The organism is Pseudomonas lutea (genome assembly GCF_000759445.1).
In the GTDB taxonomy this organism is placed as follows: Bacteria; Pseudomonadota; Gammaproteobacteria; order Pseudomonadales; family Pseudomonadaceae; genus Aquipseudomonas; species Aquipseudomonas lutea.
In genome coordinates, this window is sequence record NZ_JRMB01000002.1 from 1,218,762 (window position 1) to 1,233,009 (window position 14,248).

The 14,248-nt window shown below is 59.9% G+C and carries 12 protein-coding genes; 1 reads left to right on the forward strand and 11 read right to left on the reverse strand.

Features of this window, described 5'->3' with window-relative positions; all coding sequences use genetic code 11:
* Positions 1-68: 68 nt before the first annotated feature.
* The 11 genes from LT42_RS17690 to LT42_RS17740 all read right to left on the reverse strand — a co-directional run bounded on the left by LT42_RS17690 (position 69) and on the right by LT42_RS17740 (position 13,062).
* Positions 69-1,361 carry an adenylosuccinate synthase gene (locus LT42_RS17690; RefSeq protein ID WP_037015720.1) on the reverse strand — a complete coding sequence of 431 codons (1,293 nt, stop codon included), beginning with the start codon at positions 1,359-1,361 and terminating at the stop codon, positions 69-71.
* Between the two features lie 54 nt (positions 1,362-1,415).
* On the reverse strand, positions 1,416-2,603 hold the full coding sequence (locus LT42_RS17695; protein ID WP_037015721.1) for an ATP phosphoribosyltransferase regulatory subunit: 1,188 nt from the start codon (positions 2,601-2,603) through the stop codon (positions 1,416-1,418).
* Between the two features lie 289 nt (positions 2,604-2,892).
* Positions 2,893-3,762, reverse strand: coding sequence for a protease modulator HflC (gene hflC / locus LT42_RS17700; RefSeq protein WP_037015724.1), 870 nt, complete (start codon positions 3,760-3,762; stop codon positions 2,893-2,895).
* Positions 3,762-4,940, reverse strand: coding sequence for an FtsH protease activity modulator HflK (gene hflK, locus LT42_RS17705; RefSeq protein ID WP_037015727.1), 1,179 nt, complete (start codon positions 4,938-4,940; stop codon positions 3,762-3,764). Before hflK ends, hflC begins: the two co-directional genes overlap by 1 nt.
* A 96-nt stretch (positions 4,941-5,036) precedes the next feature.
* On the reverse strand, positions 5,037-6,338 hold the full coding sequence (hflX, locus tag LT42_RS17710; protein WP_037015730.1) for a ribosome rescue GTPase HflX: 1,302 nt from the start codon (positions 6,336-6,338) through the stop codon (positions 5,037-5,039).
* Positions 6,339-6,350: 12 nt separating this feature from the next.
* The gene (gene hfq, locus LT42_RS17715; RefSeq protein ID WP_037015731.1) at positions 6,351-6,611 is read right to left on the reverse strand and encodes an RNA chaperone Hfq; all 261 of its coding nucleotides are present in this window, start codon (positions 6,609-6,611) and stop codon (positions 6,351-6,353) included.
* A gap of 90 nt (positions 6,612-6,701) precedes the next feature.
* Positions 6,702-7,673, reverse strand: a complete 972-nt coding sequence (gene miaA, locus LT42_RS17720; RefSeq protein ID WP_037015733.1) for a tRNA (adenosine(37)-N6)-dimethylallyltransferase MiaA — start codon at positions 7,671-7,673, stop codon at positions 6,702-6,704.
* On the reverse strand, positions 7,673-9,622 hold the full coding sequence (gene mutL / locus LT42_RS17725; RefSeq protein ID WP_162835418.1) for a DNA mismatch repair endonuclease MutL: 1,950 nt from the start codon (positions 9,620-9,622) through the stop codon (positions 7,673-7,675). The genes miaA and mutL overlap by 1 nt, the downstream gene beginning before the upstream one ends.
* Before the next feature lie 32 nt (positions 9,623-9,654).
* Positions 9,655-11,082: an N-acetylmuramoyl-L-alanine amidase gene (locus tag LT42_RS17730; RefSeq protein WP_037015737.1), complete on the reverse strand. Its 1,428-nt coding sequence runs from the start codon at positions 11,080-11,082 to the stop codon at positions 9,655-9,657.
* Between the two features lie 25 nt (positions 11,083-11,107).
* The gene (gene tsaE / locus LT42_RS17735) at positions 11,108-11,578 is read right to left on the reverse strand and encodes a tRNA (adenosine(37)-N6)-threonylcarbamoyltransferase complex ATPase subunit type 1 TsaE (protein ID WP_037015740.1); all 471 of its coding nucleotides are present in this window, start codon (positions 11,576-11,578) and stop codon (positions 11,108-11,110) included.
* Complete coding sequence (locus LT42_RS17740; RefSeq protein ID WP_037015743.1) at positions 11,566-13,062, reverse strand: bifunctional ADP-dependent NAD(P)H-hydrate dehydratase/NAD(P)H-hydrate epimerase; 1,497 nt, start codon at positions 13,060-13,062, stop codon at positions 11,566-11,568. Before LT42_RS17740 ends, tsaE begins: the two co-directional genes overlap by 13 nt.
* A 62-nt stretch (positions 13,063-13,124) precedes the next feature.
* On the opposite strand from LT42_RS17740, the gene queG reads away from it, so the two are divergent.
* On the forward strand, positions 13,125-14,243 hold the full coding sequence (queG, locus tag LT42_RS17745; protein ID WP_276209544.1) for a tRNA epoxyqueuosine(34) reductase QueG: 1,119 nt from the start codon (positions 13,125-13,127) through the stop codon (positions 14,241-14,243).
* Positions 14,244-14,248 lie beyond the last annotated feature (5 nt).

Here is a 14,248-nt window from a genome sequence, read left to right on the forward strand (position 1 = left end):
AGCGCAGTTTTCAACAGGCAAAACAAAGGGCCGCCGAGGCGACCCTTTGTTTGTGTTTCAACGACTTATCAATCGAACGGGTGACGCAGAACGATTGTTTCGTTGCGGTCAGGGCCCGTCGAAATAATGTCGATTGGCGCGCCGACCAGTTCTTCAAGGCGCTTGATGTACGCACGAGCGTTGGCAGGAAGCTCTTCCAGCGTCTTGGCACCCAGCGTGGACTCGGACCAACCCGGCACTTCTTCGTACACGGGCTCCAGGCCGATGTAGCTGTCAGCGTCGGTCGGTGCGTCGATGACTGCACCGTTTTCGTTCTTGTAACCCACGCAGATGTTGATGGTCTCAAGACCGTCCAGCACGTCAAGCTTGGTCAGGCAGATGCCGGAGATGCTGTTAACGTCGATGGCGCGGCGCAGGATAACCGCATCGAACCAGCCGCAGCGACGGGCGCGCCCGGTGGTTGCACCGAACTCATGACCACGCTTGGCCAGAAACGCGCCGACATCGTCGAACAGCTCAGTCGGAAACGGACCCGAACCCACTCGAGTGGTGTAAGCCTTGGTGATGCCCAGGATGTAATCCAGGTACATCGGCCCCATGCCGGAACCCGTGGCGATGCCGCCCGCAGTGGTATTGGAACTGGTGACGTACGGGTAAGTACCGTGGTCAATATCAAGCAGCGAACCCTGAGCACCCTCGAACATGATGTCTTTGCCAGCACGACGCATTTCGTGCAGCACCGCCGTCACGTCGAGCATCATCGGCTTGAGCAGCTCTGCGTATTCCATGCACTCGTCGAGTGTCTTCTGGAAGTCGATCGCCGGCTCTTTGTAGTAATTGACCAGCACGAAATTGTGGTAATCCAGCAACTCGCCCAGTTTGGCGGCGAAGCGCTCACGGTGGAACAGATCACCGATGCGCAGGCCACGACGCGCAACCTTGTCTTCGTAAGCCGGGCCGATACCGCGACCGGTCGTACCGATCTTGTGTTCGCCGCGGGCTTTTTCGCGCGCCTGATCCAGAGCCACGTGGTAGGAAAGGATCAAAGGGCAGGACGGGCTAATGCGCAGACGCTCGCGCACCGGAATACCCTTCTCTTCCAGTTTGGTGATCTCACGCATCAGGGCGTCGGGTGCGACAACCACGCCGTTACCGATCAGGCACTGCACGCCTTCGCGCAGTACACCGGAAGGGATCAGGTGCAGGACGGTTTTTTCACCGTCGATCACCAGCGTGTGGCCGGCGTTGTGGCCACCTTGATAGCGCACCACCGCCGTTGCATGTTCGGTCAGCAGATCAACGATCTTGCCTTTGCCCTCATCACCCCATTGGGTGCCCAGGACTACGACATTCTTACCCATAACACTTGTCCTCATTCGCGCAAACTTGGTGCCGGCAGCGGCCGGCAGGGAAACTCAAGAGGCCAGCGGCAGTACTTGCCAAAACTCGCCTTGCTGAATCAATTGCCGGTCGCAGTCGGCGTCTTTTGCCGCCGAAACCGGTTGTCCTGGCAGCGCCTGGACCACACGTTGACCGTCGGCACGCAGCTGGCAAACCTTTCGCCACAATGCTGCATCGGTGCTGTCGGGCATCCAGATACCACCCGATGGCAGCTCGATCTGCGCTCGACCTCGCGTCACCAGAGTCTTCAAATCAGTGGAAAAGCCCGTTGCCGGGCGGGCGCGACCGAAATCGGCACCGATGTCATCGTAACGGCCGCCCTGAGCGATCGACTGACCGACACCCGGCACGAATACCGCGAACACCACACCCGTGTGGTAGTGGTAGCCGCGCAACTCGCCGAGGTCAAAATACAACGGTAGCTCAGGAAAACGAGCCGAAAGGCGTTCGGCAATTTCCTGCAGATCATCCAGCGCTTCAATGACAGGCGCCGGCGCGGCCGCCAAACGGTCGCGCGCCTGGGCGAGCACCGTGCGGTCACCGCACAGATCAACCAGCGCCCGCAGCATGCCGGCCAAATCGGCGGGTAGACCTTCGGTCAACGCAATGACCTCGTCGATGGCTTTGCGCTGCAGTGCATCAAACAGCTGCTGCTCGACTTCGCCAGACAAGCCGGCAGCGCGAGCAAGGCCACGGTAGATTCCCACGTGCCCCAGATCCATGTGGACATCAGGAACGTCCGCCAACTGCAGCATCGCCAGCATCAAACTGATGACCTCGACGTCACTGCTCGGACTTGCATCGCCGTACAGCTCGGCGCCTAGCTGGATCGGGCTGCGAGAAGACGACAGCGCACGCGGCTGCGCATGCAACACGCTGCCAGCGTAGCAGAGCCGGCTCGGGCCTTCGCGACGCAGAGTGTGTGCGTCAATGCGTGCGACCTGCGGAGTGATGTCCGCGCGAAAGCCCATCTGCCGACCCGATTGCGGATCGACGACCTTGAAGGTGCGAAGATCCAGATCCTGGCCCGCACCTGTGAGCAGTGATTCGAGGTATTCGATGTGCGGGGTCACGACGAATTCGTAGCCCCAGCTCTGAAACAGATCCAGCACCTGACGACGCGCGACTTCAATGCGCGCAGCTTCCGGCGGCAGTACTTCTTCGATGCCATCCGGCAGCAGCCAGCGGTCAACCGTTGCCATTACGCCTTTCCCCTATGATCCGGGCGGCCGGCCCTTGGGCAAGCCTTGAGTGAAGCAGACAGCATTCTGCGGACGCGGGCATGGAAAAGTCCCGTGCCTGATGCGCCGCGTTAAGGTGAACACCGTCCTCGAAAAAACTGCCGCGCACGGAACACGCCACGGCCAATCAATCGTGCAGACGCAAAAAAGCCGGGAATTTCCCGGCTGCCGCATCATACACACGTTTCGTCGCGCGATCACCCCGACGGGCTGTTTTGCCGCCCGGCGGGATGATCATGTGCTGATGCGATTACGGCTTGGCTTTTTCCAGATAGCGGAAGAACTCGCTGCTTGGGTCCAGCACCATCACGTCGCTTTTGTTCGCGAAGCTTTCACGGTAGGCGCGCAGGCTGCGATAGAACGCATAGAACTCCTGATCCTGACCGTATGCCTTCGAATAGATCGCAGCCGCTTGAGCATCACCGTCACCACGCGCCTCTTCAGACTCGCGATACGCTTCGGCGAGCAATACACGACGCTGACGATCGGCGTCGGCACGGATGCCTTCTGCCAGTTCGTTACCCTTGGCGCGATGCTCACGCGCTTCACGCTCACGCTCGGTGCTCATCCGCTCGAACACGCTGCGGTTGACTTCCTTCGGCAGATCGATGGCCTTGACCCGCACATCGACGACCTCGATGCCCAGCTCTTTGCCGGCCATGGTGTTAAGCGAAGCGGTGATGTCAGCCATCAACGCGTCACGCTCACCCGAGACGACCTCGTGCAGGGTACGTTTACCGAACTGGTCACGCAGACCCGATTCCAGACGACGCGACAAGCGCTCATCGGCAATCTGCTTCAGGCCCGATGTCGCGGTATAGAAACGCTCAGCGTCCTTCACGCGCCATTTGGCATAGGCATCTACCATGACGGCTTTCTTTTCCAGCGTCAGAAAACGCTGAGTCGGCGCGTCGAGGGTCATCAGTCGACCATCAAACTTGCGCACCTGGTTCACGTAAGGAATCTTCACGTGCAGGCCAGGTGAGACGTCGGCCTGAACAACACGACCAAACTGCAGCAACACCGCACGCTCGGTCTGAGCGACGATATAGAAGCTGTTCCATGCGACCACAGCCAGCACGACACAGACAATCAGGGCCACCAGAGATTTATTGCTCATCAGCGAGTCTCCCTAGTGCGCGTGTCGCGTTGCTGCTGCATATCCGCAGCTCTGGAGCCTGGATCAACGACAGGAGCAGCAGTGCTGCCGCCAGACGAAGTGGAACCGTTACGGCTGCTATCGATCATTTTGTCCAACGGCAGATAAAGCAGGTTGTTCTGACCTTTGTCGCCGGTCACAAGCACCTTGCTGGTGTTACTGAAGACCTCCTGCATGGTGTCCAGATACAGACGCTCACGCGTGACCTCCGGCGCCTTGCGGTACTCGGTGACCAGCTTGGTGAAGCGGTCCGCCTCACCCTTGGCCCGCGAGACCACTTCGTCACGATAACCGTTGGCATCTTCCACAATGCGCTGAGCCTGCCCACGAGCTTCCGGGATCACGCCGTTGGCATAGGTTTCAGCCTGGTTGCGCGAACGTTGCTCGTCCTCACGTGCGCGGATCACATCGTCAAACGCTTCCTGGACTTCACGCGGCGCCGCAGCGCTCTGAACGTTGACCTGGGTGACGGTGATGCCGGTCCGGTAGGTGTCGAGGAAACGCTGCAGGCGCTCCTTGATTTCGCTGGCCATGAGTTCACGACCTTCAGTCAGCACCTGATCCATCGCAGTAGAACCGACGACGTGCCGCAGGGCACTTTCGGTCGCATGCTGCAAGCTGACTTCAGGCTGATCAACGTTCAGCACGAAGTCCTGCAGATTGGTGATCTTGTATTGCACGGTGAGCGGCACCTCGACGATGTTTTCGTCTTCGGTGAGCATCTGACCCTGCTTGCTGTAAGCACGCTCGCGCGTCACGTTCTCGAGATATTTGCGATCAAACGGCGGGAAATAAACGTTCAGACCCGGCCCTACGGTTTCGTAGTATTTGCCGAAGCGCAGCACAACAGCCTGCTCCTGCTCGTCGACCACATAGATGGCGTTGTACAGCCAGATCGCAAGCAGCACGACCAGACCGATGCCGAGCAGACCCAGACCACCGCCCTTGCCCGAACGACCGCTGCTGCCGCCGCCATCGCCACTGCGTTTCTTACCACCACCGAACAACCCATTCAGGCTTTCCTGCAGCTTACGGAAGGCCTCGTCGAGATCCGGTGGCCCCTTGCGGTCGCCGCCCTTGCGCTTACCACCCCAAGGATCCTGATTATTCGAGTTGCCACCCGGCTCATTCCAAGCCATAGCGCTCTCCATCTGATAAAGCAAAGACGCGCCCACGGCGCGCCGACCAATGCTACAGAATGCCCGTCATAGCGGTACAACCGCTTTGTCAGGCTTTTATTGCAAAGTGTGTTGCTCGATGAATTCCAGCGGCTGCAGTCCTTCGCGACTCACCAGGCGATTGAATTCAACTCGGGGTAAACGTACAGCCAGAAGGCTCTGCCCTTCTTCGTCATGCTCTTCGCTCTGCACCGCACCCAGCTTGAAAAACTGGGCACGCAGCCGGGCAAATTGTTGTGTCAGCCGCAACGTTCCTACAAAGAGGTCATTACCCAACACCTCGGCAATGGCCTGCTTGAGCAAATCCAGACCACGCCCGTCACGGGCAGAGACCCAGACCCGCTGCGGCTTGCCATCGGCATCTCGCTGGATCTGAGGCTCAACCCCCTCAAGCAGATCGAGTTTGTTATAGACCTCAAGCATCGGCAAGTCCTGGGCACCAATCTCACCCAATACCACCATGACCTGCTCGATCTGCTCCAGACGCTCGGGCTCGTGAGAGTCGATCACATGGAGCAAAAGGTCGGAGTTGCTGGACTCTTCGAGCGTAGCTCGAAAGGCCTCGACCAGCTTGTGCGGCAGATGACGGATGAAACCCACCGTATCGGCCAGCACGATCGGACCAAGGTCGTTTATCTCAAGACGACGCAGAGTCGGGTCGAGGGTCGCAAACAGCTGATCGGCTGCGTAGACGTCGGAGTCGGTCACCGCATTGAAGAGCGTTGACTTGCCGGCGTTTGTATAGCCGACGATCGAAACCGTAGGGATATCGGCACGGGAGCGGCCGCGGCGGGCCTGATCCCGCTGACTGCGGACTTTTTCAAGCCGGCCTTTGATCTGGCGTAAACGCACACGCAACAGACGACGGTCGGTCTCGAGCTGCGTTTCACCCGGACCGCGCAGGCCGATACCGCCGCCCTGGCGCTCAAGGTGAGTCCAGCCTCGCACCAGACGCGTGCTCATGTGCTCAAGCTGGGCCAGTTCGACTTGCAGCTTGCCCTCATGAGTACGCGCGCGTTGCGCAAAGATATCCAGGATCAAACCCGTACGGTCAAGCACGCGGCACTCGAACACGCGTTCAAGGTTGCGTTCCTGACTGGGGGTCAAAACATGGTTGAAGATGACGATATCTGACTTTTCGGTTTTGACCAGGTCACGCAACTCCTCGACCTTGCCGCTACCCACCAGATACTTGGCCGTCGGACGGTGCCTGGGCACGTTGACGAACGAGACGATGTCGGCGCCTGCCGACAGCGCCAGCTCCCGGAACTCCTGCGGATCTTCGCGCGCCTCAGGGTCCTGACCATCCAAGTGAACGAGTATGGCCCGTTCACCACCACTGTGGCGCTCAAAGAACAAAGCAGACTCCTATCAGGCGTTACCTGGCTCGGCGTCAGCCTGTTCGGATTCGGAAGCGCTAGGCAGACGAATTGGGCGAACAGGAACGACAGTCGAGATAGCGTGTTTGTAAACCATTTGGCTGACCGTGTTCTTCAGCAAAATAACGAACTGGTCAAAAGATTCGATAGTGCCTTGCAGCTTGATACCGTTTACCAGATAGATCGAAACCCCAACCTTTTCTTTACGCAAAGTGTTCAGGTAAGGGTCTTGTAGCGAATGCCCTTTTGACATGTGCCGCACTCCTTTAAGGATCAATAGAATAATTTCGAAAACGTTGGCTTGGGCCGTTACCCCCCAAGGATAGACGGCTATTGCAAGGACTCAGCTCAATATGGAGACCGACCCCAGGTATTTCAAGGCGCGTGGCAGATTGTCGCAAGCCAGGCTGTCCAGCCAGTGCAGATCCTGCCAGCTGCGCAGCCATGTAAACTGCCTCTTGGCCAGCTGGCGCGTGGCGATGACGCCCCGCTCCTGCATCTCGTCCCAAGTCAGTCTGCCGTCCAGGTGATCCCAGACCTGGCGATACCCTACAGCTCTTATGGACGGTAAATTCGAGTGCAGATCACCCCTCGAACGTAGCGCTAAGACCTCTTCAACAAACCCTTCATCAAGCATTTGCCTGAAACGAACAGCAATTCGGTCGTGCAGCACCTTGCGATCCGTCGGAGCAATGGCGAGATTTGCGACAGTATAGGGCAATTGATGACGCCCCGAAGCGCTCGCTTGAGCACTTTGCTCAGTTTGTTGCTGACGGTGCGCTGTCATGCTCATGCCGCTGACCCTGAAGACCTCCAGCGCGCGAACCAGCCGCTGAGGATCGTTTGGGTGAATTCTGGCTGCCGACACCGGATCGATGCTCGCCAACTCGTCGTGCAAGGCCTGCCAGCCTTGACTGGCCGCTTGCGCTTCGATTTGCGTACGAATTTCAGGGTCGGCGGCAGGCATATCGGCCAACCCTTCCAATAGAGCCTTGAAATACAACATCGTGCCGCCCACCAGCAGAGGAATTTTTCCTCGGCTGGTAATTTCAGCCATCGCCTGCAAGGCATCGGCACGAAACTCCGCCGCAGAATAGCTCTGGCTCGGATCGAGAATATCGATCAACCGATGCGGATACTCGTCCAGAAGCGCTTTGGATGGTTTGGCAGTGCCAATGTCCATGCCACGATAAACCAGTGCAGAGTCGACGCTGATCAGCTCGCATGGCAGCACTTTAGTCAGCTCGATGGCCAGATCGGTTTTGCCCGCGGCGGTCGGCCCCATCAGAAAGATGGCCGGAGGTAGACTGCTCATCAGCGACCGCGCAGGAACAGTTTGTCCAGATCATCCAGACCCAACTGGGTCCAGGTGGGCCGTCCATGGTTGCACTGACCGCTGCGCTCGGTGTTTTCCATATCACGCAGCAGGCCGTTCATTTCCGGAATGGCCAGCCGGCGGTTGGCGCGAATGGCACCGTGACATGCCATGGTGCCGAGCAACTCATTCATGTGCGCCTGGACACGGTCGCTCGTGCCGTACTCCATCAGGTCACTCAGTACGTCATGTACCAGCCGATTTGCTTCGGCCTGTTTGAGAAGCGCGGGAATCTGTCGAATCGCCAGGCTTTCAGGGCCAAGACGCTGCAATTCAAAGCCCAACTGCTGGAAAATTGCCATGTGCTCTTCGGCGCAGTCTGCCTCACGCTGGCTGACTGCAATTGATTCGGGCACCAATAGAGGCTGGCCACTCAGGCCTTCGCTGGCCATCGCGATCTTCAGGCGCTCGTACATGATTCGCTCGTGAGCCGCGTGCATGTCGACCAGCACCAGCCCGTGGGCGTTTTCAGCGAGGATATAAATGCCTTTGAGCTGTGCCAAGGCATACCCCAAGGGCGGAACATCGCCCTGGGAATCTGGCAGCGCAACAGCGCCAGTAACTGGAGGTGCAGAGGCGCCCGGCAACGGGGCAAAGAATTCGCTGTACGCGGCGCGCGCCTCTTCAGCAGGCAGCACCGATGACGGCCGTGGCGTGTACTGGTATTGATAGCCCGCGCCACTGCCAGAGCCGGGCGCGGAACCGGCCGGTGTATTCCAGGCCTGCCCCTGCGGGGTTTCCAGCACGCTATTGGCCAGGCGCATTTCGCCCTGCGGCCCGAACTCGCCGGCGTCCGGCCCGGTCGGCCGCACCAGCGCCGTGACAGAGGTCGTTCCGGCGAGCTGATTTTCAGGCCTGACCTCACCAAGTGCTCGGTGCAGCGTGCCGTAAAGAAAATCATGAACCATGCGCCCGTCGCGGAAGCGCACCTCATGCTTGGTGGGATGGACGTTGACGTCTACCACCGCAGGATCAACTTCAAAAAACAACACGAACGTAGGGTGACGGCCATTGAACAGCACGTCGCGATAAGCCTGCCGAACCGCATGGGCAACCAGTTTGTCGCGCACGGCACGGCCATTCACGAAGAAATATTGCAAGTCGGCCTGGCTGCGAGAGAAGGTTGGCAGCCCCACCCATCCCCACAACTTCAAGCCGTTGCGTTCAACCTCAATGGGCAGTGCCTGCTCCAGGAAGCCAGGGCCGCAAATCGCCGAGACGCGTCGCGCCCTCGCCACATCATCCCGGGCCTCATGCAGGCTCAAAACGGTTTTGCCGTTATGGCGCAAATGAAAGGCGACGTCGAAACGCGCCAGCGCCATGCGCTTGATCACTTCCTGCAAATGGTCAAATTCGGTTTTTTCGGCCTTGAGAAACTTGCGCCGCGCAGGGGTGTTGAAAAACAGGTCCCGCACTTCGACGGAGGTGCCAACAGGATGCGCAGCCGGCTGAACCCGCGAGGCCATGTCTCGGCCTTCGGTCTCGACCTGCCAGGCCTGATCGGCATCGCGGGTCCGAGACGTCAGGGTCAGGCGCGCCACAGAGCTGATCGACGCCAGCGCCTCACCGCGAAAACCAAGGCTCATCACCCGCTCAAGGTCTTCCAGGTCGCGAATCTTGCTGGTGGCATGTCGCGCCAGGGCGAGGGGCAGGTCATCTGAAGAAATACCGCCCCCGTCGTCACGCACGCGCAGCAACTTGATGCCGGCCTGTTCGACGTCGACATCAATGCGCCGCGCGCCGGAGTCGAGGCTGTTCTCCAGCAGTTCCTTGATGACCGAGGCCGGTCGTTCGACGACCTCGCCCGCTGCAATCTGGTTGGCCAGTCGGGGGCTCAGCAGCTGAATGCGTGCAGCCTCCGCAGCAGGCGCTTCGGCGCTTACATCAATGTCGAGCTCTTGATCGCCGAGCAGCAGGTCAGTCACGGCTCACCCGCCAGTTCCGCGCTGGGAATCCTGAGTTGCTGACCGACTTTCAATTCGTCGGAGCTCATGTGGTTGACCGCACGGATCATCGGCATGGTCATGTCGTAGCGCGCAGCGATCATGCTCAGCGATTCACCGGGCCGCACCGTATGCTCGCGGGGACCCATGGCCAGCTTTCCGTTATCCCGTAGCCAGGCAATGTAGGTCCCTTGCGGCGGATTCTGCTGGAAGAACTGTTTCACGCCAGCCGTGATCGAGCGCGCCAAGGCTTGCTGATGGCTCGCACCTTCCAGCTTGTTGGCTTCGGCGGCATTGGAGATGAAACCCGTCTCGACCAGGATCGACGGAATATCGGGCGACTTGAGCACCATAAAGCCAGCTTGCTCGACCCGGGACTTGTGCAGTGACGTAACCCGCCCGATGTTGGTCAAGACCTTCTGCCCGACGTTGAGGCTCGACGTCAGCGATGCGGTCATGGACAAATCCAGCAATACGCCAGCGAGCATGCGGTCCTTGTCGTCCAGGCTCACGGCGCCGGCGCCACCGATCAGGTCGGAACGGTTCTCACTGTCGGCCAGCCAGCGCGCCGTTTCTGACGTCGCGCCGCGCTCGGACAAGGCGAACACCGAAGCGCCAAACGCCGCCGAAGAGGGCGCTGCGTCAGCGTGAATGGACACGAACAGATCAGCACCCTTGGCCCGAGCGATTTCCGTGCGTTTACGCAGCGGGATGAAGTAGTCGCCGGTACGCGTCAGCTCGGCGCGGTAACCTTTCTCGCCATTGATCTGGCGCTGCAACTCCTTGGCAATTGCGAGCACGACGTTCTTTTCTTTCTCGCCTCTGCCACCGGAAGCGCCCGGGTCTTCCCCGCCGTGCCCGGCATCAATGACAACGACGATGTCTCGTTTGCCATTAGGCACCGGGGTGAGTTTGATTTCAGGCTTGGACGGGGAGATTGGCACCGCAGGCGTCGCGGGAGCCGCCGCCGCAGGTGTATCGGCAATGGAAGGCGCGGGGTTGGCATCCGCGGCGTTGTCGTACAGATCGACCACCAGACGATTGCCGTATTGCTGATTGGGCGCAAGTGTGAAGCTTTTCGGCGTCACTGCCTTTTTCAGGTCGATGACTACGCGCAAATCGTCGGGGGTGCGCTGAGCGGAGCGCATGCTGGTGATCGGGGTGTTGGCTGTCGGCACATTCAGCGCACCGCCGAGGGTAGCGCCATTGATATCGATGACCAGACGATCAGGAGATTGCAGGGTGAAAACGCTGTGCTGAACAGGCCCGGACAGGTCGAAAACCAACCGAGTGTTATCCGGAGCACGCCATAAGCGGACACTTCGTACCTGTGAAGCGGCCAACGCGTCGACAGCCAGTGTCGCCATCAGCAGTCCAATCACAGTAACCAGCGCGCGCATGCGCATACCAAACCCCATATCTATTGAATGTCTATTTGAATTCCGGCGCCAAAGCGGCACACCACGTCTCGCCACGCGAGCTTTTTGGGCTCAGGGTCAATGTCCGACCCTCATCACGCGGCCTTATGGTAATGATCAGGTCGGGCTTTGGCAAAAAGCCTGCACCCAGATTGGGCCACTCGATCAGACAAAGAGCGTCGCCCTCGAAGTAGTCCCGGATGCCGAGGAATTCTAGCTCTTCCGGGTCAACAAGTCGGTAGAGATCAAAGTGATACGCGCGGTTTCTCCCAATTTCGTAAGGTTCTACCAACGTAAATGTAGGACTTTTGACCGCGCCGGCATGCCCCAGCCCGCGGATAATGCCTCGGGACAATGTGGTCTTGCCCGCCCCCAAGTCACCCTCCAGAAAGATAATCCCATTGCTTTCAGTCACTTGGGCGATACGTGCGCCGAATTGGGTCATGGCTTCTTCACCCATGAGGTCCAGGGTTAACTCAGACACGGCTGGTGCTCCTCCAGAAGCTGACGAATAACAGGAATCAGATCAGCGGCAGCGAGCCCGCGCCCGCTGGCGCCGCATTTCTCGCCCGCCAGCGCATGGAGCCAGACGCCCAGACAGGCAGCGTCGTAGGCCGGCATCTTTTGCGCCATCAGCGCGCCGATGACACCGGACAGCACATCGCCCAAGCCACCGGTCGCCATCGCCGGGTGACCATGATTGGCCAGTGCGAGGTCGCCCGCTGGATTGGCGACCAGACTGCCGCTGCCTTTCAAGACACACACGGTATTGAATTTCTTTGCCAGCGCCCGGGCCGCAGCCGGACGATCGGCCTGCACCGCTTTCGTATCGATACCCAGCAAGCGCGCGGCTTCCCCCGGGTGCGGTGTGATTACGCTGTCCGCAGGTAGCCGCACTGCACCTGTCGCCAACTGGTTCAAGGCGTCGGCGTCCCAGACCTGCGCCCGTGAAGCGTTCGCCGCAGCGGACAGGAGGCTACGCCCCCAACCGTGCTGGCCCAGGCCTGGACCGACCACAAGCACCGAGGCGGGCTCGATCAGGGCATAAAGTTGATTGGCAGAGCTGACGCCAGCGCTCATGACCTCCGGAAACCGCGCCAGTGCAGCGGTGATGTGTTCCGGACGCGTTGCCAGCGTGACCATGCCAGCACCGCACCGCAGCGTGCTTTCAGTGGCGAGCAGCGCAGCGCCGCCAAAACCCAGATCGCCGCCCACTACCAACACTCGACCGAACATGCCCTTGTGCGCAGTCGGTGGACGAGGCGCCAACCTTGGCAGGTTGAAGGTGTCCAGCCGTTTGATGCTGACTGGCGTTTGGCGAATGATGTCAGGATCCGCCTGCAGATCATCGAACACGCACTCCCCCACTTGATCGGCCGCATCGCCTGTGAACAGGCCAATCTTCAGACCGATGAAGGTGACGGTGAGGTCAGCGCGAACAGCACACCCCAGCGTTCTTCCGGTGTCTGCGCACAGTCCCGAAGGGAGGTCGACGGCTACCACGGGCCGGCCGCTGTCGTTGATCGCCTCGATAGCCTGTGCATAAGGCGCGCGCACATCTCCTTTGAGCCCGGTACCCAACAGCGCATCGACGACAATGCCGGTCAGCGCTTGCTGCTGCCACGGCTGGATGTCGACGTGTGCGGCCATCGCCTCTTCGTAGGCTGACCTGGCGTCGCCCGCCAAAGCGGCGCAATCGCCTACCGCCAGTACGGTGACTTGCCAGCCGGCGCGTTTGGCCAACGCTGCAATAAGGTAGCCATCGCCAGCGTTGTTGCCGCGACCGGCCATTACCGTGAGTTGCTTGGCATCGGGCCAGCGGCGACGTATCGCACGCCACGCAGCATGAGCGGCACGCTGCATCAGCTCGAATCCGGGTGTGCCCGCGGCAATCAGGCGCGCGTCGAGGTCGCGCACCTGGGCGGCGCTATACAGTGCGTCGGGAAATAGGGGTTTGCTGTGCAACATGCGTCTTCGGGCTCCGATGTCTGGCAGAATTATACGCACCTGCGCCCCGGTGTCCTCCTTGCATGTCCGCGATAACTGTAGATCCATCCACAGCCTCAGTGCGCCTCACGGCAGCCGAACTGACTGACCTTGCCCAATCGATCAAGGAATGGGGGCGTGAGCTCGGCTTTCAGCAAGTCGGGATCTCGGGGCTGGACCTGGCTGAACATGAGCGGCACCTTGAGCGCTGGCTCGAAGCGGGTTACCACGGCGAGATGGACTATATGGCAGCGCACGGCAGCAAACGTTCGCATCCGGACGAACTGGTGCCGGGAACGCTGCGGGTGGTGTCGTTGCGGATGGATTATCTGCCCGGCGATACGCAAATGGCGCAGTTGCTGGGTCAGCGGGAAAAAGCCTACGTCTCCCGTTATGCGCTGGGCCGTGACTATCACAAGCTCATTCGCAAGCGCGTACAGCAGTTGGCCGAACGCGTCCAGCAGGCCATCGGCCCCTTTGGGTTCCGGGCTTTTGTCGACAGTGCACCGGTGCTGGAGAAGGCCATCGCCGAGCAGGCAGGGCTTGGCTGGATCGGCAAGAACACATTGGTGCTCAATCGTAAGGCCGGCAGTTACTTCTTCCTGAGTGAATTGTTCGTTGACCTGCCCCTGCCCGTCGATGCGCCGCACGCGACGGAACATTGCGGTCGCTGCACGGCGTGCCTGGATGTGTGCCCGACCAACGCCTTTGTCGGACCGTACGTGCTGGATGCACGCAAGTGCATCTCTTACCTTACGATCGAGCTGAAAACGTCGATCCCCGAAGACTTGCGCTCACTGATCGGCAATCGGGTGTTTGGCTGTGATGACTGCCAGATTGTCTGCCCCTGGAATCGCTTCGCCCGGCCGACTGATCAATCGGATTTCAAACCGCGCCACGGCCTCGACAACGCTGAGCTGACGACGCTGTTTTTGTGGGACGAAACGACGTTTCTGAGCAATACCGAAGGGTCGCCCCTGCGGCGCGCCGGCTATGAGCGCTGGCTGAGGAATCTAGCGGTGGGACTGGGCAATGCACCGTCTACCATTCCGGTGATCGAAGCCCTGAAAGCCCGGCTGGGCCATCCGTCGGAGATGGTGCGCGAGCATGTGGAATGGGCGCTGAAACAGCATGAGATCAAGGCTGCAGCGCGCATCGTGTAGCAGCG